At 68.9% G+C, this 19,891-nt stretch carries 20 protein-coding genes; 7 read left to right on the top strand and 13 right to left on the bottom strand.

Annotated features, from left to right (window positions below):
- Window positions 1-16 precede the first annotated feature (16 nt).
- Window positions 17-1,084, bottom strand: a complete 1,068-nt coding sequence (locus OQ968_RS04040) for an alpha/beta hydrolase (protein WP_324674843.1) — start codon at window positions 1,082-1,084, stop codon at window positions 17-19.
- Window positions 1,085-1,328: 244 nt separating this feature from the next.
- Between OQ968_RS04040 and OQ968_RS04035 the strand changes: the two genes are divergently transcribed.
- Together OQ968_RS04035 and OQ968_RS04030 are read left to right on the top strand one after the other, a co-directional pair.
- Entirely contained in the window at window positions 1,329-2,267 is a 939-nt protein-coding gene (locus tag OQ968_RS04035; protein ID WP_324675092.1) for an SGNH/GDSL hydrolase family protein, read from the top strand.
- 85 nt (window positions 2,268-2,352) lie between these two features.
- Window positions 2,353-3,570, top strand: coding sequence for an acetyl-CoA C-acetyltransferase (locus OQ968_RS04030; protein WP_324674841.1), 1,218 nt, complete (start codon window positions 2,353-2,355; stop codon window positions 3,568-3,570).
- A gap of 67 nt (window positions 3,571-3,637) precedes the next feature.
- Here the strand turns inward: OQ968_RS04030 and OQ968_RS04025 are convergent, their stop codons facing one another.
- Together OQ968_RS04025 and OQ968_RS04020 are read right to left on the bottom strand one after the other, a co-directional pair.
- Window positions 3,638-4,492 (bottom strand): endonuclease domain-containing protein, encoded by an 855-nt coding sequence (locus OQ968_RS04025; RefSeq protein WP_324674839.1) that lies wholly within the window; start codon window positions 4,490-4,492, stop codon window positions 3,638-3,640.
- Between the two features lie 102 nt (window positions 4,493-4,594).
- Entirely contained in the window at window positions 4,595-5,440 is an 846-nt protein-coding gene (locus tag OQ968_RS04020) for a Bax inhibitor-1/YccA family protein (RefSeq protein ID WP_324674837.1), read from the bottom strand.
- Between the two features lie 213 nt (window positions 5,441-5,653).
- Here OQ968_RS04020 and OQ968_RS04015 point away from each other — a divergent pair, with 213 nt between their 5' ends.
- From OQ968_RS04015 to OQ968_RS04005, 3 genes are read left to right on the top strand one after another with little or no spacing between them, the layout of a single operon-like run.
- Window positions 5,654-6,712: an enoyl-CoA hydratase/isomerase family protein gene (locus tag OQ968_RS04015; protein WP_324674835.1), complete on the top strand. Its 1,059-nt coding sequence runs from the start codon at window positions 5,654-5,656 to the stop codon at window positions 6,710-6,712.
- Between the two features lie 11 nt (window positions 6,713-6,723).
- The gene (locus OQ968_RS04010; protein WP_324674833.1) at window positions 6,724-7,497 is read left to right on the top strand and encodes an enoyl-CoA hydratase; all 774 of its coding nucleotides are present in this window, start codon (window positions 6,724-6,726) and stop codon (window positions 7,495-7,497) included.
- A gap of 9 nt (window positions 7,498-7,506) precedes the next feature.
- Window positions 7,507-9,231: an alpha/beta hydrolase gene (locus OQ968_RS04005; RefSeq protein ID WP_324674831.1), complete on the top strand. Its 1,725-nt coding sequence runs from the start codon at window positions 7,507-7,509 to the stop codon at window positions 9,229-9,231.
- On the opposite strand, the gene OQ968_RS04000 is transcribed toward OQ968_RS04005, so the two are convergent.
- Window positions 9,232-9,678: a rhodanese-like domain-containing protein gene (locus OQ968_RS04000; protein ID WP_324674829.1), complete on the bottom strand. Its 447-nt coding sequence runs from the start codon at window positions 9,676-9,678 to the stop codon at window positions 9,232-9,234.
- Window positions 9,675-10,253 (bottom strand): cysteine dioxygenase, encoded by a 579-nt coding sequence (locus OQ968_RS03995; protein WP_324674827.1) that lies wholly within the window; start codon window positions 10,251-10,253, stop codon window positions 9,675-9,677. The genes OQ968_RS04000 and OQ968_RS03995 overlap by 4 nt, the downstream gene beginning before the upstream one ends.
- Window positions 10,254-10,410: 157 nt before the next feature.
- Between OQ968_RS03995 and OQ968_RS03990 the strand changes: the two genes are divergently transcribed.
- On the top strand, window positions 10,411-10,812 hold the full coding sequence (locus tag OQ968_RS03990) for a lipoprotein LpqV (RefSeq protein ID WP_420715825.1): 402 nt from the start codon (window positions 10,411-10,413) through the stop codon (window positions 10,810-10,812).
- 101 nt (window positions 10,813-10,913) lie between these two features.
- Window positions 10,914-11,984: a patatin-like phospholipase family protein gene (locus OQ968_RS03985; protein ID WP_324674823.1), complete on the top strand. Its 1,071-nt coding sequence runs from the start codon at window positions 10,914-10,916 to the stop codon at window positions 11,982-11,984.
- Window positions 11,985-11,989: 5 nt separating this feature from the next.
- On the opposite strand, the gene OQ968_RS03980 is transcribed toward OQ968_RS03985, so the two are convergent.
- The 8 genes from OQ968_RS03980 to OQ968_RS03945 form a co-directional block, all read right to left on the bottom strand.
- Window positions 11,990-12,859, bottom strand: a complete 870-nt coding sequence (locus OQ968_RS03980; protein ID WP_324674821.1) for a patatin-like phospholipase family protein — start codon at window positions 12,857-12,859, stop codon at window positions 11,990-11,992.
- A gap of 27 nt (window positions 12,860-12,886) precedes the next feature.
- Entirely contained in the window at window positions 12,887-13,576 is a 690-nt protein-coding gene (locus OQ968_RS03975) for a cutinase family protein (RefSeq protein ID WP_324674819.1), read from the bottom strand.
- Window positions 13,577-13,656: 80 nt separating this feature from the next.
- Complete coding sequence (locus OQ968_RS03970; RefSeq protein WP_324674817.1) at window positions 13,657-13,983, bottom strand: hypothetical protein; 327 nt, start codon at window positions 13,981-13,983, stop codon at window positions 13,657-13,659.
- A gap of 196 nt (window positions 13,984-14,179) precedes the next feature.
- Entirely contained in the window at window positions 14,180-15,064 is an 885-nt protein-coding gene (locus tag OQ968_RS03965; protein WP_324674815.1) for a class II glutamine amidotransferase, read from the bottom strand.
- 4 nt (window positions 15,065-15,068) lie between these two features.
- Complete coding sequence (locus OQ968_RS03960) at window positions 15,069-15,542, bottom strand: SRPBCC family protein (RefSeq protein ID WP_324674813.1); 474 nt, start codon at window positions 15,540-15,542, stop codon at window positions 15,069-15,071.
- A gap of 14 nt (window positions 15,543-15,556) precedes the next feature.
- The gene (locus OQ968_RS03955; RefSeq protein ID WP_324674811.1) at window positions 15,557-16,621 is read right to left on the bottom strand and encodes a dihydrodipicolinate reductase; all 1,065 of its coding nucleotides are present in this window, start codon (window positions 16,619-16,621) and stop codon (window positions 15,557-15,559) included.
- A gap of 33 nt (window positions 16,622-16,654) precedes the next feature.
- Complete coding sequence (locus OQ968_RS03950) at window positions 16,655-18,286, bottom strand: fatty acid--CoA ligase (protein ID WP_324674809.1); 1,632 nt, start codon at window positions 18,284-18,286, stop codon at window positions 16,655-16,657.
- Window positions 18,287-18,418: 132 nt separating this feature from the next.
- On the bottom strand, window positions 18,419-19,546 hold the full coding sequence (locus OQ968_RS03945) for a YncE family protein (protein ID WP_324674807.1): 1,128 nt from the start codon (window positions 19,544-19,546) through the stop codon (window positions 18,419-18,421).
- Between the last annotated feature and the right edge of the window lie 345 nt (window positions 19,547-19,891).

Genomic DNA, 19,891 nt, shown 5'->3' with positions numbered 1-19,891 from the left:
GGCGCCGGGCGCGGCGTCAGCCGGTGGCTTCGCGGATGTAGTCGCCGATCTGGCGCAGCGAGCGGATCGCCTCCGGCACCAGCGGCGCGGCCAGCTGGAAGTCGTGAATCTGTCCGGGCCACACCCGCACCTCCGCCGGCACGCCGACGGCCGCCAGCCTGGTCGCCGCCAACTGCGCGTCGTGCAGGAGCACCTCGGAGCCGGACACGTGAATCAGCGTCCGCGGCAGGCCCGGTTTGATGTGCTCCAACGGCTCGTAAATCTCTTCCGGCTTGCCGTCGACTTTGTTCTTTTCGGCCGCCCCAGCAACCAATGCGACGAGCGCGTCGAACACCTGCGGCGGGAACATCGCGTCGGTCTTGATGTTGGGGTGCGCCTGCTTGTATTCCTTTGCTAGCTGCAGCAGTGGCGAGATCGCCACCAGCGCCGCCGGTTCCTCGCCCTCCTCCTGGAGCAGCTGCGCGAGCGCGAGCGCCAGATACCCGCCCGCGGAGTCGCCGGCGAGCACGATCTGGTCGGGCTCGTACCCGCGGTGGCGCACCCATTGGTAGGCGTCATGGCAGTCGCCGAGCGCCATCCCGACCGAATGCTTGGGCAGCAGCCGATAGTTGACGATCATGACGGGCGAATCAGCAAAGTTCGAAATCGATTCGACGAGCCGTCCGTGCGAGTTTGCTCCACAGGTCAAAAACGCGCCGCCGTGGAAGTAGAGGACCATCCGTCGGGTGCCGTCCGCGGGCAGCACGCCGGGGGCACGCACCAACTGGGCCGAGGCATTTGGCAAGTTCACGGTCTGTCGGACCGTGGCTGTGACGGGAAGCACGACCCGGGAGGCGAAGTCGATGAGGCCCCATGGCCAGGGCAGGTTCGGGGCGTGGCTCCCTGCGGCCAGGATCGGCCGGATCGTCAACCTCGACGCCAGGTTGGTAAGCCGCGCAGCAACGCTCGGCCCCGACTCGAGGACCTCGACCGGCGCCCCGTCGCTGATCGCGAACTTGCGTGCTTCAACTCTACGTGCCCGGAGGACGTCGTGTGTGCAAATCGCTCTCGGGGCGGAACCGGATACCTTGCTCGGTGCGGTCATGCTCAACACTTCCTACGCCGTTGTAGTCCGATACAGCATGTGACGAGGCGGCCAAGCGTCCGGTTCATCTCTGTTCGCCGAGTCGTTCAGCCAACTCGCTAAATTTAGCTTGACAGGCTTTTTCCGGTGCAACATTTGACGAGTCTGATTTGATACCACATGTGATTCACAACGTGATCACATTGTTTGTCAGCCGCCCGCGCAAACACGGAAGCCGACCTAAACTGATTGTGTGACCATCCGGGTGCCGCGTCGCTCGACGATCGCCCTGGCCACAGCGGGTGCACTCGCCTCGACAGGTACGGCGTACCTGGGCGCTCGCAACCTGCTCGTCGGCCAGGCGACGCACGCGCGCACCGTCATCCCGAAGGCGTGGGACACCCCGCCCCGCGCCGACGGCGTCTACGGCCCGGGCGGCGGGCCGGTGGAACGCTGGCACCGCGGCGTGCACGCGGATCTGCACCTGATGATCTTCGGGGACTCGACGGCCACCGGGTACGGCTGCACGAGCGCCGAAGAAGTGCCCGGCGTGCTGATCGCGCGGGGGCTGGCCGAGCAGACCGGCAAGCGGATCAGGTTGAGCACCAAGGCGATCGTCGGGGCGACCTCGAAAGGTGTTCTGGGCCAAGTCGATGCGATGTTCGTGGCTGGGCCGCCGCCGGACGCGGCGGTGTTGATGCTGGGCGCCAACGACGTCACCGCGCTCAACGGGATCAGCCAATCCGCGCAGCGCTTGGGCACGACGGTGCGTAGGTTGCGCAGCCGCGGCGCGGTGGTGGTCGTCGGCACCTGCCCGGACCTCGGCGTCATCACCGCGATCCCGCAACCGCTTCGCTCACTGGCACACGCGCGGACCTCGCAGCTCGCCCGGGCCCAGGCCGCTGCCGTGCGGGCCGCCGGCGGCGTGCCGGTCCCGATGGCGCGACTGCTGGCACCGGAATTCCGCACCCGGCGCGAGCTGATGTTCTCCGCCGACGGCTACCATCCCTCGCCGGCCGCGTACGCGCTGGCGGCCCGGGCGCTGCTGGTCGCGCTCTGCGACGAGCTGGGTGAGGAGGTCGGCGCGCCGGCAGCCCCCGCCCCGTCCCCGACCCCGGTGCTCGGCACCGCGCACACCCGGCGCAGCGTCATGCCGCGGCTGTGGCAGCGCCCGGTGCGCGGTTCGCACGCCCCGTCGTCGTAGCCGGCGGTCGGCACCGACTAGATTTGTCCTAGCCCGTCGGGGCACCCGTGCGTACCTAGCCCGCGTCCCATTGGAGAGAATCGTCATGCCCGAAGCCGTCATAGTCTCCGCTGCCCGTTCGCCGATCGGCCGCGCCATGAAGGGGTCGCTGGTCTCCATGCGGCCCGACGACCTGGCCGCCCAGATGGTGCGGGCCGCGCTCGACAAGGTGCCCGCGCTCAACCCGCACCACATCGACGACCTCATCCTGGGTTGCGGCCTGCCCGGCGGCGAGTCCGGCTTCAACATGGCGCGCGTCGTCGCCGTCGAGCTGGGCTACGACTTCCTGCCGGGCACCACGGTGAACCGGTACTGCTCGTCGTCGCTGCAGACGACGCGGATGGCGTTCCACGCGATCAAGGCCGGCGAGGGCGACGCGTTCATCTCCGCGGGAGTGGAGACGGTGTCGCGGTTCGGCAAGGGCAACTCCGACTCCTGGCCGGACACCAAGAATCCGCTTTTCGACGAGGCCCAGGAGCGATCGGCGGCCGCGGCCGCGGGCGCCGACGAATGGCACGACCCCCGCGCCGATGGGAAGCTGCCCGACGTCTACATCGCGATGGGCCAGACGGCCGAAAACGTCGCGATACTCACCGGCATCAGCCGCGAAGACCAGGACCACTGGGGCGTGCGCAGCCAGAACCGGGCCGAGGAGGCCATCAAGAACGGGTTCTTCGAGCGCGAGATCACCCCGGTGACCCTGCCCGACGGCAGCACGGTCTCCACCGACGACGGCCCGCGCCCGGGCACCACCTACGAGAAGGTCAGCGAGCTCAAACCGGTGTTTCGCCCCAACGGCACGGTCACCGCGGGCAACGCCTGCCCGCTCAACGACGGCGCGGCCGCGTTGGTGATCACCAGCGACAAAAAGGCCAAGGAGCTGGGCCTCACGCCGCTGGCGCGGATCGTGTCCACCGGCGTCAGCGGCCTGTCGCCGGAGATCATGGGCCTGGGCCCGATCGAGGCGTGCAAGAGGGCGCTGGAGCGCGCCGGCATGTCGATCGGCGACATCGACCTGGTCGAGATCAACGAGGCTTTCGCGGTGCAGGTGCTCGGCTCGGCCCGCGAGCTGGGCATCGACGAGGACAAGTTGAACGTGTCGGGCGGGGCGATCGCGCTGGGCCACCCGTTCGGCATGACCGGCGCTCGCATCGCCACCACGCTGCTGAACAACCTGCAGACGCACGACAAGACGTTCGGCCTGGAGACCATGTGCGTCGGCGGCGGCCAGGGCATGGCGATGGTGATCGAGCGGCTGAGCTGACCGATCGCTGCGTTGACTCTGCGTTCACGGCGCAAGAGTGCGAGTAGGGTGCGCCACCAGCGCAGAGTCAACGCGTGATCCGGGCACCCCAGGCCTGCCGAACTCGGCGAATCACGTCGTGGGGTCGGTGCCGCGAGACCACCCTGATGACGGTCCAGCCGACCTTGGCCAGGTATTCCTGCCGCTCGACGTCCTGGGCGAACTGCGCCGGATCGGTCCAATGTTGCTCGCCGTCGTATTCGGCCGCCAGCATGATGTCCTCCCAGCCCATGTCGAGGAAGTATCGGGGGAAGCCGTCGGGGCCCGGTACCGGGATCTGGGTCCGCGGCCTCGGGAAGCCCGCGTTGATCAACAACAGTCGTAGCCATGTCTCTTTCGGAGACTGCGCTCCCGCATCGACTAGAGCCAGCGCTGCCTCCAACTGACGCAGGCCACGCGCATGACGATGGTTGCCGGCCAGCTCCTCGACGTCTCTCACCTTGAAGTCGGTGACGGCGGCGAGCGCATCGAGGTCGGCAACGGCGCGACCTATGCTTCCGCGCCGGCCGATGTCGAACGCGGTGCGCTCGGGTGTCGTCACGCGAACACCGTCGAGCGTCTGGAATTCGTCACTCAACAGCAGCGCGTGGCGCGTCACGACGCATTGCGGCGCTCTCGCATTGCGCCAGATCAACTCGACCGGCGCCGCGTCGTCGACCCACCTGGCGCCGTGCATCGCCGACGCCGCGGCACCGGCTATCACTGCCTCCCGGCGCGACCAGAGCCACGCCGCCACGGCGCGCTGTTGCAGCGACGGCACCAGCCGATTTTCGAGGTAGACGTTCGGCATGATCGCGCGGTAGTACTTGCGCAGCTCGTGCCGGCTGACGTCCCCGGCGGCAAGCGCCTCGGTGCCGATGAACGGTTGACGACCAAGTTCCATCCCGGCATGGTGGCAGTCCGCACCGACACGCGGTTGACTCTGCGCCTATGGCGCAAAAGTGCGAGTAGGGCGCGCCACTAGCGCAGAGTCAACACAGAAAAACTAGTCGTTCTGTAGATAACTGAGCAGGCGCAGGATCTCGATGTACAGCCAGACCAGCGTCACGGTCAGGCCCAGCGCGATGCCCCACGCCGCCTTCTCCGGCGCGCCGGCGCGGATCATCTGGTCGGCCGCGTCGAAGTCGATCAGGAAGCTGAATGCCGCGATGCCGATGCACACCAGCGAGAAGATGATCGCGATCGTTCCGCCGCTGCGCAGACCCAGGCCGGTGCCGCCGCCGACATGGAACATGGCCAGCACGAAGTTGCCGAGCATCAGGGCCAGCACGCCGAACAGTGCGGCCACCACCATCCGGGTGAACTTGGGGGTGACCCGGATGGCACCGGTCTTGTAGACGACCAGCATGCCGAAGAACACCCCGAAGGTACCCATGACGGCCTCGCCGATCAGGGCGCCGGCGTTGGCCGACGACACCGAGAAGTTGGCGAAGACGAAGGAGACGGCGCCGAGGAACAGGCCCTCGAGGACGGCGTAGCTGAGCACGATCGCCGGGCTGTCCTGCTTGCGCCCGAAGGTCGCCACCAGCACCAGCCCCAGGCCGCCGAGCGCACCGACCAGGGTGAGCGGCATCGCCAGCGCGACGTTGGACGCCACCAGGAAATAGGAGACGATCGCGGAGACGGTCAGCACGCCCAGCGTGATGCCGGTCTTGGTGACGACGTCGTCGATGGTCACCGGGCGCGATACCTTGGCCTCCTGGTACGGAGCCGCATAGGGGTCGGCTTGGTAATACCCCTGCTGCACCTGGGCCGCGCCAGTGCCGAATTGCGCGTACCCGCCCCTCTGCTTAGGCAGCGAACGAAATACCGGGTTACTTGTCTCCCGCACCGTCGGATCCTCTCTCAGTGGCTGGAGCTGTGCGAACACATGCTCAACGATCGGTGACCCGCCCGGGTTCCCCAGCGGAGCTGGGGTTTTGTCTTCAGGTCCGGGCCCGGACGATGTCGTCCGGTTAAACATAAACCCTACCCGCGGGTATTGCGCCCGGCAGTGACGATCTAGATTGCTGGTCGAGACCGGGCGGCAATGGAAGGCGGGGCGTTGACCGAGGAATCCGACCACCAATCCGACGAAGTCCTCACCCGGATCGACGGCGGCGTCGGGTTGATCACGCTCAACCGCCCCAAGGCGATCAACTCGCTCAACCACGCGATGGTCAAGGCGCTCAGCGACATCCTCACCGCCTGGGCGGCCGACGACGCGGTGCGCACCGTGGTGCTGTCCGGCGCCGGGGACCGCGGACTGTGCGCCGGCGGCGACGTGGTGGCGGTCTACCACAGCGCCCGCAAGGACGGCGTCGAGGTGCGGCGGTTCTGGCGCGACGAGTATCTGCTCAACGGCCAGATCGGGCGGTTCGCCAAACCGTATGTGGCGCTGATGGACGGCATCGTGATGGGCGGCGGCGTCGGCGTCAGCGCGCACGCCAACGTCCGGGTGGTGACCGACACGTCCAGGATCGCGATGCCCGAGGTCGGCATCGGGTTCATCCCCGACGTCGGCGGGGCGTTTCTGCTGTCCCGGGCGCCGGGCGCGCTGGGCCTGCACGCGGCGCTGACCGGCGCGCCGTTTTCCGGGGCCGACGCCATCGCGATGGGGTTCGCCGACCACTACGTGCCGCACGCCGAGCTCGACGCGTTCACCGCGGCCATCGTTTCCGACGGCGTCGAGGCGGCGCTGGCCGCGCACGCCGTCGAGCCACCGCCCAGTTCCCTTGCCGCGCAACGCGACTGGATCGACGAGTGCTTCTCCGGCGAAACCGTCGAGGACATCGTCGCGGCGCTGCGCGCCCGTGGCGCCGGACCGGACACCGGACCACGAGAGGCCGCCGACCTGATCGCCACCCGCTCCCCCATCGCGGTGTCGGTGGCGCTGGAGGCGGTGCGCCGGGCCGCCAAGATGGACACGCTGGAAGACGTTCTGGTGCAGGACTATCGGGTGTCGAGCGCGTCGGCGCGCTCGCACGACCTGGTGGAGGGGATCCGCGCGCAGATCATCGACAAGGATCGCAATCCGAAGTGGTCGCCGGCGACCCTGGCCGCGGTGACCGCGGCCGATGTCGACGCGTATTTCGCGCCGGTCGACGACGACCTGAGTTTCTAGAAAGGCAAGGCATGGCGTACGAAACAATCCTGGTCGAGCGCGACCGGCGAGTCGGGATCATCACGCTGAACCGGCCCAAGGCCCTCAACGCGCTCAACAGCCAGGTGATGCGCGAAGTCACCGATGCCGCAACGGAATTGGACAACGATCCCGGCATCGGCGCGATCGTCATCACCGGTTCGGCCAAGGCGTTCGCCGCCGGCGCCGACATCAAGGAAATGGCCGGCCTGACGTTCGCCGACGCCTTCGACGCCGACTTCTTCGCCGCCTGGGGCAAGTTGGCGGCCGTGCGCACCCCGACCATCGCCGCGGTGGCCGGCCACGCGCTGGGCGGAGGATGCGAGCTGGCCATGATGTGCGACCTGCTGATCGCGGCCGACACGGCGAAGTTCGGTCAGCCGGAGATCAAGCTCGGCGTGCTGCCGGGCATGGGCGGCTCGCAACGCCTGACCCGGGCCATCGGCAAGGCCAAGGCGATGGACCTGATCCTGACCGGGCGCACCATCGACGCCGCCGAAGCCGAACGCAGCGGCCTGGTTTCGCGCGTAGTGCCCGCCGACGACCTGCTGACCGAGGCGAAGGCCGTCGCCACCACCATCTCGCAGATGTCGCGCTCGGCCGCCCGGATGGCCAAGGAAGCCGTCAACCGCGCCTTCGAATCCACACTGGCCGAAGGGCTTCTCTACGAACGCCGGCTCTTCCATTCGACCTTCGCGACGCACGACCAGTCCGAGGGAATGGCGGCATTCATCGAGAAGCGCGACCCCGACTTCACCCATCGGTAGGGTGCTGAGATGAGCGAACCGGAGGTCGACGTCGAGGAGTCCACGGACTCCGATACCGAAACCGAAACCCAAACCGAAACCGCCAAGCCCCGGCTGCGCGAAAGGGATTGGTGGGTAAGGCATTACACCTTCACCGGCACCACGGTGGGGCTCATCTTCGTGCTGTTTTCGTTGACGCCGTCGCTGCTGCCGCGCGCCGCGTTGTTCCAGGGGCTGGTCAGCGGGATCTCCGGCGCCATCGGCTACGGGCTGGGGGTGTTCTCCGTCTGGCTGATCCGCTACATGCGCACCAAGAACTACAGCCCGCCGGCGCCGCGCTGGGCATGGCTGGTGATGGTCCCGTGCGGCGCCATCGGCATGGTGCTCATGGCGATCCGGTTCCACGTCTGGCAGGACCAGGTGCGCGACCTGATGGGCGTCGAGCACCTGAAGTGGTACGACTACCCGATCGCCGCCGGCCTGTCGCTGGTGGTGCTGTTCACGCTCGTGGAGATCGGTCAGTTCATCCGCTGGCTGATCGCCTTCCTCGTCGGGATGCTCGACCGGATCGCGCCGTTCCGCCTCTCGGTCACCATCGTGGTGGTGTTCCTGCTGGTGCTGACCATCACCCTGCTCAACGGCGTGGTGCTCAAGTTCGCGATGCGCACGATGAACAACACCTTCGCCTCGGTCAACAACGAGATGAGCCCCGACACCGCGCCCCCGAAAACCCCGCTGCGATCCGGCGGTCCGGAGTCGCTGGTGTCCTGGGAGTCGCTGGGCCACCAGGGCCGCATCTTCGTCAACGGCGGCCCCAGGCTCGACGAGCTGACCACCTTCAACGGGGCCCCCGCCACCGCGCCGATCCGCGCCTACGCGGGACTGAACTCGGCGGACGGCATCACGGCGGCCGCCGAGCTGGCGGCGCGGGAGCTGCAGCGGGCCGGCGGGTTGCAGCGCGCCGTCGTCGCCGTCGCGACGACCACCGGGACCGGCTGGATCAACGAGGCCGAAGCCTCGGCGCTGGAATACATGTACAACGGCAACACCGCGATCGTGAGCATGCAGTATTCGTTCTTGCCGAGCTGGCTGTCGTTCCTGGTGGACAAGGAGAACGCGCGGCACGCCGGGCAGGCGCTGTTCGAGGCCGTCGACCGGCTCATCCGCCAGATGCCCGAGGCGCAGCGCCCCAAGCTGGTGGTGTTCGGCGAGAGCCTGGGATCGTTCGGCGGCGAGGCGCCGTTCATGAGCCTCAACAACGTCCTGGCCCGCACCGACGGCGCGCTGTTCAGCGGCCCGACCTTCAACAACACGATCTGGACGGACCTGACGTCCACCCGCGACGCCGGTTCTCCGGAGTGGTTGCCCATCTACAACGACGGCAAGAACGTCCGGTTCGTCGCTCGCCCAAGCAATCTCGCGCGCCCGGACTCTGCCTGGGGCCACCCGCGGGTGGTGTACTTGCAGCACGCCTCCGACCCGATCGCCTGGTGGACGCCCGACCTGCTGTTCAGCAAACCGGATTGGCTGCGCGAAAGGCGGGGCTACGACGTGCTGCCGCAGACCCGCTGGATCCCGGTGGTCACCTTCCTGCAGGTCTCGGCGGACATGGCGGTCGCCCAGAACGTGCCCGACGGGCACGGGCACCACTACGTCGCCGACGTCGCCGACGGCTGGGCGGCCGTGCTGTCGCCGCCGGGGTGGACGCCGCAGAAGACGGACAGGCTGCGGCCGCTACTGCACGCCAACGGTTAGCTACATCCAGCGGCGACCGGTCGTCCCGGCCTCCGCCAGCCCCGACGGGCGTGGGTCGATCGCCGCACCAGCGAGCCGTTCCAGCACACCGGCACCCGCCAGCGCGTGGTAGCCGCCGACGACGTCGGTGGCGCGGTGCAGGCCGATGTCGAGTAGCGCCGCCGCGGCCAGGCTGGACGTGTAGCCCTCCGAGCACACGATCACCCACTCGACGTCGTCGCCGACGGCCTCCGGCAGCCGGGCGTCGCTGGTCGGGTCGCAGCGCCATTCCAGCACGTTGCGCTCGACCACCAGGGCGCCCGGGATCTCGCCCTCGCGGAATCGCTGGGCCTGCGGCCGGATGTCGACCAGCACCGCGCCCCGTCGCACCGCGTCGGGCACCTCGGCGGCGGGCAGGCGGCGATAGCGGCGGCGGGCGGATCTCAACACGACGTCGATGCGGCTCATAGCGTCCCTTCCGGCTGGTCGGTCAGTTCGGTGCGCCGGCGACGCAACCGGTTGCGGTCGGTGACCTCGTAGTACGACATCGCGGTCAACGGCGGCGAGTAGGCATGCACGCTCAGCGTCGGCTCGACCGGGCCGCTGCTGGCCGGCGCCGCCGCGGCGACGGCCCGGGGCGCCCACACCACGTCGTGCACCCAGCCCAGCGGGAACCCGGCCTGGTCACCCGCCTCCAGCCGGCGGCGCCGCAATCCTCTTCCGTCCCAACGGAATTCGTTGAGCGAACCCGACAGCACGGTCAGCGCGCCGAGGGAGCCGCCGTGGTCGTGCAATTCGGTGGCGCGGCCGGGAACCCAACTGATCAGCCAGATGTCGAGCTCGTCGTCGCCGTGGATGCGGGCGAACCAGCGCCGGGCCCCGGGCACGCCGCCCTCGGGCAGCAGGTGGTCGCAGCGCCCGCTGAGCACGTCGTCGGCGGCCTGGTCGGTGGCGTGCAGCAGGTCGGGCACCCGCAGCCGGGTGGGACCCGGGGCTGGGACATGGGGGCGCAGCTCAATCGAAGAGGCGACAGGCAAAGACATCGGGGAGTGCTCCAGGGAGAACGGATCGGGACAAGCGGCGGCGGGCTAGGGCCGACAACACTCGCAAAATCCGAAGCGCTCCATCACGGCAGCCAGTGTTGCATAGATTGACATCGTGCGCCGGTGCAGTCGTTGGCTCCTGCCGTGTACCGCGGTCGTGGTGGCGACCGGCTTGTCGGCGGTCGCCGGGTGTTCGCACGGCACGCGCGACGGCACGGCCGCCTCCTCGTCGGCGCGACCGTCGGGCATCCCCGTCGGCCCGACCTCCGTGCCGCCGGGTGCCATCGGCCGGTCCCCCGCGGGCGTCACAACCAGGGTCGACGTTCCGGCGGATTCCACCGAGGAGGAGTACTACCAGGCCTGTCACGCCGCGAAAGTGTGGATGGACGCCCAACCCAAGACGGGTCAGCCCATGTTCGAGCCGTATCTGGCGATGGTTCAGGCGTCGCAATCGGGCACCGCGGGCAGCTGGAACATCCGGTGGGCGGAGCTGACCCTGGCCCGGCAGGCGGCGTTGATCACCGCGGCGCGCGCGGCCGCCAACGACGAATGCGGGTAGCGCGAAGGCCCACGTTTGCAGCCGCCGGGTAATTGCGATCACGGCTGAAAAAAGTGCCCACCCGGCCGGTGACGGCCGGTTGCGCCGCGCAGACTGTAGGGGTGGCTGGCGAAGTGGTCGCGCGTGGATCGGCACCGACGCGGGTGGCGTTGGCGCTCGGCAGCGGGGGTGCCCGCGGCTACGCCCACATCGGCGTCATCGAGGTGCTCGCCGAGCGCGGCTACGACATCGTGGGGATCGCCGGCTCGTCGATGGGCGCGGTGGTCGGCGGTCTGCAGGCCGCCGGGCGCCTCGACGAGTTCGCCGACTGGGCCAAGTCGCTGACGCAGCGCACGATCCTGCGGCTGCTGGACTTCTCCATTAGCGCGGCCGGGGTGATGCGGGCCGAGAAGATCCTGGACACGGTTCGCGACATCCTCGGGCCCGTCGCCATCGAGCAACTGCCCATCCCCTACACCGCGGTGGCGACCGACCTGCTGGCCGGCAAGTCGGTGTGGTTTCAGCGCGGCCCCCTCGACGAGGCCATCCGGGCGTCGATCGCGATTCCCGGGGTGATCGCCCCGCACGAGCTCGACGGGCGGCTGCTCGCCGACGGCGGGATCCTCGACCCGCTGCCGATGGCCCCGATCGCCGGGGTGAACGCCGATCTGACCATCGCGGTCAGCCTCAACGGCAGCGAGACCATCGTCAGCCGCGCCGAGGAGCCCGGCGCCACCGCCGAGTGGCTGAACCGCATGGTGCGCAGCACTTCCGCGCTGCTGGACACCACCGCGGCCCGCTCGCTGCTGGACCGGCCCGCGGCGCGGGCGATGCTGAGCCGGTTCGGCGGGCCGGGCGGGGAATCGGATGCCTGGCCCGACGATGCCGAGGGCGACCCCGAACCCGGCGCGGACGCCCTCGCCGCCCTGGACGAGACTCCCGAGGTTCCGAAGCTGGGCAGCTTCGAGGTGATGAACCGAACGATCGACATCGCCCAATCGGCGCTGGCCCGCCACACGCTGGCGGCCTATCCGGCGGACCTGCTGATCGAGGTGCCGCGCTCGACGTGCCGGAGCCTGGAATTCCACCGGGCGGTGGAGGTGATCGCCGCGGGCCGCGAGCTGGCCACCCAGGCCCTGGACGCCTTCGAACGCGACGATGACGAGCCGGTTCCCCCGGCGGTCGAGGGCTGACGCTTCTAGACGCCCAGGAACTGCGCGACGGCCGCGGCCTCGCGCCGCCCCTGCGCCCGCCCGGCCAGCGCCGACGGGATGCGGCAGCGCGGATCCAGCGCGTTGGGCCCGAAGGCCGCCATCGACTCGGCGTCGGCGAACACCGAGAACACGACACCGGCGAAGGCCGTGATCTCGGCCGCCGGCCCGGCGCCGAACGGCGACGGGGTGTCCGCGCCGGAGGGCACCAGCACCACCGCCGCGTCGCAGTCGGCGGCGACGCCGAGGTTGACCGAGCTGCCGACCCCGCCGTCCATGTACCGCCGGCCGGCGATCGTCACCGGCGGCCACGCTCCCGGCACCGCGCAACTGGCGGCCACCGCGTCCACGAGCGCGACGCCCGACTCGTTGTCGAAGACGACCAATTCGCCTGTGGCGGTGTCGATCGCGGTGAGCCGCAGCGCCCGGTCGGGCCAGTCGTGTGACGGTAGGCGTTGCGCGATCACCCGGCGACGGACCGGTTCGGCGACGGTTTGGGTCGCCACCGCCACGGCCCCGATGCGCCGCAGCTGTTGGCGGGTCTTGTCTTCTGTGTTGTCGTAGGGTCCGGCCAGGGCCGCGAGGAAAAGCCCGGCGATGTCGTCGACGTCGACGCCGGAGTCGATCTCGGCGGATTCCTCGGCAACCTGCCGGTCGTACAGCTCCTCGAGCGTGCTGCCGCTGCCGATCTGGGCGGCGACCGCCGAACCGGCCGAGGTGCCCACCAGCACGTCCGAATTCAGCAGCAGCCGTGCGGCTTTCGGCGACTCATCGGCGATCCCTCGTAGAACGCCTGTCTCCCAGGCGATTCCCGCGATTCCTCCACCGGCGAGCACGAGCGCGCGTCTGGTTGCCACGCCCACCCACTCTGCCAGACGGCGCGCTTAGAGACGGCCCGCCACGAAAGTCGCGGCCTGACTGGGCATCCCGGACTGCGTGTAGGAGAGGTGCGCCGGGGAGAACATCTCGTCGTGCGACGGCAGCGTCAGGGGGGCGCCCGGCGAGCACACCGGATCGCCGGGCGCACACAGGTCCACGGCCTTGGCCCCGTACCACGGGCTGAGCTGAGTTATCGGCGCCCCCAGAAATCTGCCCGACGGGTTGCCGAAGGTGGCGACCGCGGCGACGTGATCGGCCTCGTCGGCGGTGAGGATGTCGGGGACCAGGCCCGCAACCGGCGCCTGGGCGATCGTGATCAGATCTATCACCCCCGCCCCCTGCGAATATCCGCCGAGCACCAGCTTGGTGTTGGGACAGTTCGCGACCATGGACCGAACGTGGGCGTGCGCGTCGTTGGCGCCGGCGTTCGCGGACGGGGCGATGTCGTCGCCGGCGGGGTAGTTGACGGGATACACCCCGACGGAGCGACCCTTGACCTGCGAGCGCAGCGAATCGATGAACTCCTGTCCGACCCCGCCGACGCCGGGGGGCTCGCCGGTGCCGCGGGCGAACGTCACCTCGGCGTCGGGGCAGGGATCGGCGGCCGCGGGGGCAATGAGGGCCGGTGTGCTGAGCGCCGCCCAGCCTGTCATCACCGCGGCGCCCAGTAAACAAGCGCATTGCCGTGCGTTCACGTCACAATACTGACACATCGCGGTCGCTTCTGAAGCGTGCCGCCGAGTGGCAATGCTTGCTTGCGGGTCGCCTTCAGGCGTCAGCGCGGCTGGTTTGCCACAACACACTGCACTTGCGTAACGGCATCGCTCGGCTTGACTCCCATGCCCTCCAATGTCTGAGCTATTTGGGCAGGGGATTCACCAGAATCGAGATCCGTCTCAATGCTTCGAACGAGGGGAAACCAGTCTCCTGGACGCACCCCCGGGGGCGGGGGCGCCGCATCGCTGTGCATGCAGCGAAGGTAACCATTGACACCGGTGTCGGCGTGAGCAGACGACGCCCCGATCAGCAGAACGACCGGGGTCATGAAGAGAACGGCGATGGCCATGCCGACCGCCGCAGCAACATAGATGATGACGCGCATGCTCACATGTACCCAACTATGGCGGCGATTAACCAAGTTATTTGACACGAGGCCTTGCGCCCCACGACGCCCGACTCGCGCCCGTGGTTTTTCCATCAAAATTCGTGGTCGGACGCGCGGGAGGGCAGACGACTTATTAAACATATATCCAGTAGTGCCCTTTAAGCGTTTGCTGCGAAATCGACGCCGCCCGGCGTCAGGCGAGCCGCCGGGTGTTGGGCAGGGCGTGCTGCGCGTCTTGGACCGGTCCGCTCAGATCCTGCCGACGGATCAGATGCCTGGGCGGGTCGGGAAGCGCCACACTTCCGGTGACCCGCAGCGCGGCATCGACGTGGACCAGTTCCCCCGGGTCGAGCAGGCGCCAGCCCGGGTCGTCGTCCATCGGCTCGGAGGCGAACACCACCGACGCCCGGGTGCACAGATGTTCCGACCGCGCGCGAATTCGCTTGGTGCGCAGGTCGAATTCGGGACCGCCGGGCGCCGTCTGGCGTTCCAGGATGTACAACTCGTGGGTGTCCGGGTAGCGCAGGGCCCACATGTCGGTCGCCGTGCTCAGCAGCACGTTGACCGCGTAGATCGGCACATTCGCCGCGAGCCACCTCATCGCGTCGACCAGGCCGGCCGTCACGTCGCCGTCGTGCGCACGGACCGATCCGGTGATCAATGCGAACACCCGCTCGGAGTCGGTGTCGCCCTGCACCAGGTCATCGGTGCCGACCTCGCGCAGCCGCTCGTCGATGACGTCGAGCCCCTCGAGCACGCCGTTGTGCGCGAAGATCCGGCCGTCCTGCAGGAACGGGTGGGTGTTGCGGACGTCGAGCGAGCCGGTCGTCGCGTACCGGACGTGCGCGATGAACGTCGTGCCGGTCATCTCGTGCGCCTCGGTGGCGAAGGCGGCGTCCTGCCAGGCCGCGATGGGCTGCTTGTCCACCTCGGGCCGGCCCCGCTCGTCGAAGACACCCAGGCCCGTGCCGTCCGGGTTCCTCCTGCTTTGCTCGGCCAGGCTGTCGGGGGCGTCCAGCAACCAAAACGTCGCGGTGCACGCGTCCGTCCCGGCGTGCAGGCCAAACAGTCGGCACATGAACTCAGGCCGTCAGCGTCGTCGCGAGATCCTGCAGCGCCTTGCGCGCGTAGCCCTTCCAAAGCGTGCCGAACACCGGAAGCAGCCACGACGTCAGCGGCGACGTGGAGTGGATGTTCCAGCGCCAGGTGACGTCGGTTCCGCCCGCTGCCGGGGTGAAGATCCATTCCCCTTCGACGTGGTCGACCAGCAGCGCCATCGGACCGGTGACGTTCGTGAGCCGGTAGCCGAATGACCGCGGCGGGTCGACGCTGGTGAGTTCCTCGCGGGTGCTGCCCCCGCCGGCGAGCACCACGGTGCGGGTCTGGCCCGCCGCGTCCCATGCACCCGTCTGCTCGCGCACCTCCTTGATCGGCGGGAAGGGGCCATGCCAGCGCTTGAAAACCTCCGGCAGCGGGGCCGGCAGCGTGTTGTGGAAGGCCTGCTCGACGGGGACGGGGACGACGAGCGATTCCGCTACGGCGAGTGACTTTGCCATGGGTACAACGCCTTTCAATTGTCCGCTCGCAGGCCGGCGGCGGCCCGGCCGGTGAACAACGGCAGATCGAAGAAGCTTTGGATGCCCGCCGGCGCGGCACACGTCGCGGGGACGGCATTGACGCAGTGCGCCGCGGTCGCGACGATCCCCGGGTTGCTCTTCAGCCCCGCCTCCACGCTCTCCGGCTGCCATCCCTTGACCGTCACGAAGGCATTCGGGTTGCCGTGCACCTCGATCTCGTAACGCTCCCCCGCGGGGCCGAAAGACCAAGGCGGATCGAGGTTTTCCGAACCCATCAGCCAGTTCACCGTGATCCGGACGACCACCTTGTCGCCGACGATGGCCTCCCAGTGGAAGCGGCGCCCGGCGACCTGCCCCGGCTCGATCACCCCGATGGGCGATTCGATCGGCGCCGTCGCGACGGCAACCTCCTGCGACGAGTGGACGCCGGGTTCGGCGGCGAAGCCCAACCGGTCGACGCAGAGCCGCACCGACTGGATGAAGCCGCCGTCGAGCAGTTTTTGCATCGGCCCGGTCATCGCGCTGTCGGGGGTTCCGCCGAAGCCCATCACGTAGCGCAGCACGTCGGGTGCGCCGTAGGTACGGAGGTCCGAGAACTCCTCGGCGCGAACGAAAGTCACGCCGGTGGACATCATGGTGAACAGCAACGGGAACAACTCGGTGGCCGCCCCGGGTCCGATGCCCGCGCCGTGCAGCGTCGCATTGCCGGCCTGCGCGGCCACTTCCAGCGGGGCGCCCTCCTTTTCGCTGGGGTAGAACCAGCCGAGCGGGGTGACGACGTTTTTCCCCGACCGCAGCAGTGCGGCGACCTCGTCGGCGTTGGGCAGCAGCGGCGCGTAGATCACGGCGTCGGCGTCCAGCGCCAAAACGTCGTCGACGTCGTTCGTCGCCGTCACTCCCAGCGGCGCCGCGCCGACGATCTCACCGACGTCCTTGCCGGCCTTGGCTTCGGAATGCACCCAGCAGCCGACGAGTTCGAGCTCGGGGTGCTCCAGCACGCCGTTGATCGCCGCCACGCCGACAGAGCCGGTTGCCCATTGAACGACCCGCAGACCCATGAACTCGTTCTACACCATCGGCGCGGGCGTCCCTCAGTCCCGCGCCTCGACCACCCAGTAGCCGCGCTCGGCGTATCGCGACCGGATGGCCTTCTTGTCGTACTTGCCCACGCTGGTCCGCGGGATTTCGTCGACGAACGTCCACCGCTCCGGTAACCACCACCGAACGACCTTGTCCGCCAGAAACATTCGCAGATGCTCGGCGCTGACCGAGGCGCCTTCCTTGGTTACGACCACGGCGAGCGGCCGTTCCTGCCAGCGCTCGTCGGGAACCCCGACGACCGCGGCCTCCAGCACGTCGGGGTGGCCGATCAGGCAGTTCTCCAACTCGACCGAGGAGATCCACTCCCCGCCGGACTTGATGACGTCCTTGGCCCGGTCGGTCAGGGTCACGAAGCCCTGCTCGTCGATGCGGCCGACGTCGCCGGTGCGCAGCCAGCCGGAGTCGAACTTGGACTCGTCCCGCCCCCGGTAGTAGGCCCCGGCGATCCACGGGCCGCGGACCTCCACCTCCCCCACCGACCTGCCGTCGTTGGGCAGCACCCGCCCGTCGTCGTCGACGATCCGCATTTCCACGCCGCATACCGGCTGGCCCTGCGTCGCGCGAAACGCCCAGTGCTGGTCCTCGGGCGCTCCCGGCGGCGGCCAGGCCATGGTGGCCAGCGGCGAGGTTTCCGTCATGCCCCACAGCTGCCGGATCTGGACGTCGTACTTCTCCTCGAAGGTGCGCATCAGCGACACCGGCACGGCCGAGCCGCCGCACGCCACCAGGCGCAGCGACGACATGTCGTGGCCGGGGTCGTCCTCGAGGTGATGCAGGACGTCGTTCCAGATCGTCGGCACCGCGCCGGCCACGGTGGGCCGCAGGTTCTCGACCACGTCGATCAGCGACCGGGCGTCGAGGTGGCGATCGGGCAGCACCAGGTCGGCGCCCGCCATCAGCGCCGCGTAGGGCAGCCCCCACGCGTTGGCGTGGAACATCGGCACGATCGGCAGCACGCGATCGTTGGATCCGATCCCTATCCCATTCGCCGAGCACGCCGCCATCGTGTGCAGGAAACTCGAACGATGGCTGTAGACCACACCTTTGGGGTGGCCGGTGGTGCCGCTGGTGTAGCACATCGCGGCCGCCGACCTCTCGTCGATGGCTGGCCAGTCGAACTCGGTCGGCTCGTCGTCGATCGCCTCGGCGTAGCGCAGCACGCTCTTGCCCGATTCCTGCAGCGGCGCCGCGTCGCCCTCGCCCACGGCGATCACCGTGTGGACGGTTTCCAGCTCGGCCAGGACCGGTCCGAGCAGTTTGGCCAGGGACAAATCGACCAGCACGACCCGGTCCTCGGCCTCGTTGGCGACGTAGGCGATCTGCTCGGGGAACAGCCGGATGTTGAGGGTGTGCAGGACGGCGCCCATCGACGGCACCGCGAGGTAGGCCGCCAGGTGCTCGGCGTTGTTCCACATGAACGTCGCGACCCGCTGGTCTCCGGTGACGCCGAGGCGGCGTAACGCGTTCGCCAGCTGGGCCGCCTGCCGCCCCAGTTCGCGGTAGCTGATGTGCCGGTAACCGGCATCGGTGGCGGTCGTGACCGTGCGTGCCCCGTGCACGCCGCAGCCGTGCCGCATGATCGCGGCGATCGTCAGCGGAAAGTCCTGCATCGTGCTGTCCATCGATGTACCGCCTTATGGGTCTCGGCGCAGCACCGCCTGATGATCGATCGGGCGAATGCTATCGCCGCGCGCGACTATGAGAAGCGGGTTCCCCCGACAACGCACGTTTTACCCAACCCGGAGGCCGGAAGTTCAGGCGAGCGCCGGCTGCAACAGCTCGGGCGTGACCCAGTCGGTCGGGACTTGAGTCTCGGGCGCGGTGCTCTCGGTGCCCAGCGCGACGATCGAGGCGACCGCCGCCACGGTGACCGCGCCCGAGTAGTCGGCGATGTACAGGTACTTGGCGTCCGGGCTCTCGACCATGCACGACGGCTGATCGGTCACCGTCACCGTGCCGACGACGTCGTGGGTCAGCGTGCACAGCACCGCGATGCCGTCGTCGCTGACCAGGTAGGCGCGATCGCCGTCGCGGCTGAGCGTCAGACCGGTGAGGACGCCGCCGATCTCGCCGAGCTTGCGGGTGCCGACGATCTTGTTGGTGGCGGTGTCGACGACGTCGACCACCGCGCCCAGTTCGGGTTCGCAGCTCGCCACGTAGGCGACCGCGCCGTTGGGGGACAGCGCGACGTCGCGAACGGGCAAACCGATGTCGATGGTCCCGACTACGCGCAAACCGGCTTGCCCGGCCTTGGATCGGGACCGGCCCCGCGTGCCGATCACGACCAGCCGGCCGCCGGTCGGTCCGTTGGCGCCGACGTACAGGCGGGCCCCGTCGGGGCTGACCCGCACGCACGCGGTGGTGTTCCCCGGCGCGGTGGCGACCTCGAGCGCCTCGACCTCGCCGGTGGCGGTGTCCAAGGCGGCGACGTCGGCGCCGCGTGCACCATTCCGGCTGGTGTAGACGTGGCGCCCGTCGGGGCTTACCGCCAGGTCACCGACGCTGAGCGCAAGCGGATGCGTCGCGACCACCGTGTAGGTGGGCACGTCGATGACCGCGATCGAGTCATACGCCGTCGAGACGGTGCTGACGTAGGCGCGCTCGGCGTCCTCGCTGCCCATGGCGATCGCGAACGGCTCGCCCAGTCCGGCGATGGTGTGCACAACGCGGCAGGTGTCGGTGTCGATGACCGAGACGCTGTCGCGGCCGTAGTTGGTCACCAGCACCCGGGTGCCGTCGGGGCTGGTCGCGATGCCGCTGATGGGGCCGTTGCGCACGGCGATCTCGGCGACGATCGGGAACCCCGGCGCGGCGCCGAGCTCGAGGACCTCGGGCACCCGGTCGTCATGGGCGGCCATTCGGCCGTTCGCTCTGCTGCTCATGCTGGTACCGCCTTTCGTCGGGGCCCATGCGCGCGACGATCAGGACCACGAGGGGTCTGCGTGACACGGGATCAACCGGATTCCAGCACCTGAAGGTGACTGCTCCCGAAGATGACTGCTTTGGTCAAATTTTAGCGACGGGATATCGGCCGAAAAGGAGCGAATTCGGATGCTGTTACCCACGTCACGCCGACGACTCAGGCTGCGCTTAGATTGCGCTTATCGGGCAATCGTGGGCCCGGTCGACGACCGACGCCAGATGCCCACCCGCACAGGCGATCTGAGCGCGGCGGCGAACCAACCGCGCGCGCGCTTCGATGGTCGCCGATTAAGAACTTCTTAGAA

Source organism: Mycobacterium sp. 663a-19 (assembly GCF_035616495.1).
GTDB lineage: Bacteria > Actinomycetota > Actinomycetes > Mycobacteriales > Mycobacteriaceae > Mycobacterium.
The sequence above is the reverse complement of the archived record's forward strand: the minus strand, read 5'-3'. Positions and strand labels throughout refer to the sequence as shown.

What these genes read in the sequence shown, in the direction of transcription:
- OQ968_RS04040 (WP_324674843.1), bottom strand. Translation starts at nt 1,084, where the DNA reads ATGACCGCACCGAGCAAGGTATCCGGTTCCGCCCCGAGAGCGATTTGC.
- OQ968_RS04030 (WP_324674841.1), top strand. Translation starts at nt 2,353, where the DNA reads ATGCCCGAAGCCGTCATAGTCTCCGCTGCCCGTTCGCCGATCGGCCGC.
- OQ968_RS04025 (WP_324674839.1), bottom strand. Translation starts at nt 4,492, where the DNA reads ATGGAACTTGGTCGTCAACCGTTCATCGGCACCGAGGCGCTTGCCGCC.
- OQ968_RS04010 (WP_324674833.1), top strand. Translation starts at nt 6,724, where the DNA reads ATGGCGTACGAAACAATCCTGGTCGAGCGCGACCGGCGAGTCGGGATC.
- OQ968_RS04005 (WP_324674831.1), top strand. Translation starts at nt 7,507, where the DNA reads ATGAGCGAACCGGAGGTCGACGTCGAGGAGTCCACGGACTCCGATACC.
- OQ968_RS04000 (WP_324674829.1), bottom strand. Translation starts at nt 9,678, where the DNA reads ATGAGCCGCATCGACGTCGTGTTGAGATCCGCCCGCCGCCGCTATCGC.
- OQ968_RS03995 (WP_324674827.1), bottom strand. Translation starts at nt 10,253, where the DNA reads ATGTCTTTGCCTGTCGCCTCTTCGATTGAGCTGCGCCCCCATGTCCCA.
- OQ968_RS03970 (WP_324674817.1), bottom strand. Translation starts at nt 13,983, where the DNA reads ATGCGCGTCATCATCTATGTTGCTGCGGCGGTCGGCATGGCCATCGCC.
- OQ968_RS03965 (WP_324674815.1), bottom strand. Translation starts at nt 15,064, where the DNA reads ATGTGCCGACTGTTTGGCCTGCACGCCGGGACGGACGCGTGCACCGCG.
- OQ968_RS03960 (WP_324674813.1), bottom strand. Translation starts at nt 15,542, where the DNA reads ATGGCAAAGTCACTCGCCGTAGCGGAATCGCTCGTCGTCCCCGTCCCC.
- OQ968_RS03955 (WP_324674811.1), bottom strand. Translation starts at nt 16,621, where the DNA reads ATGGGTCTGCGGGTCGTTCAATGGGCAACCGGCTCTGTCGGCGTGGCG.
- OQ968_RS03950 (WP_324674809.1), bottom strand. Translation starts at nt 18,286, where the DNA reads ATGGACAGCACGATGCAGGACTTTCCGCTGACGATCGCCGCGATCATG.
- OQ968_RS03945 (WP_324674807.1), bottom strand. Translation starts at nt 19,546, where the DNA reads ATGAGCAGCAGAGCGAACGGCCGAATGGCCGCCCATGACGACCGGGTG.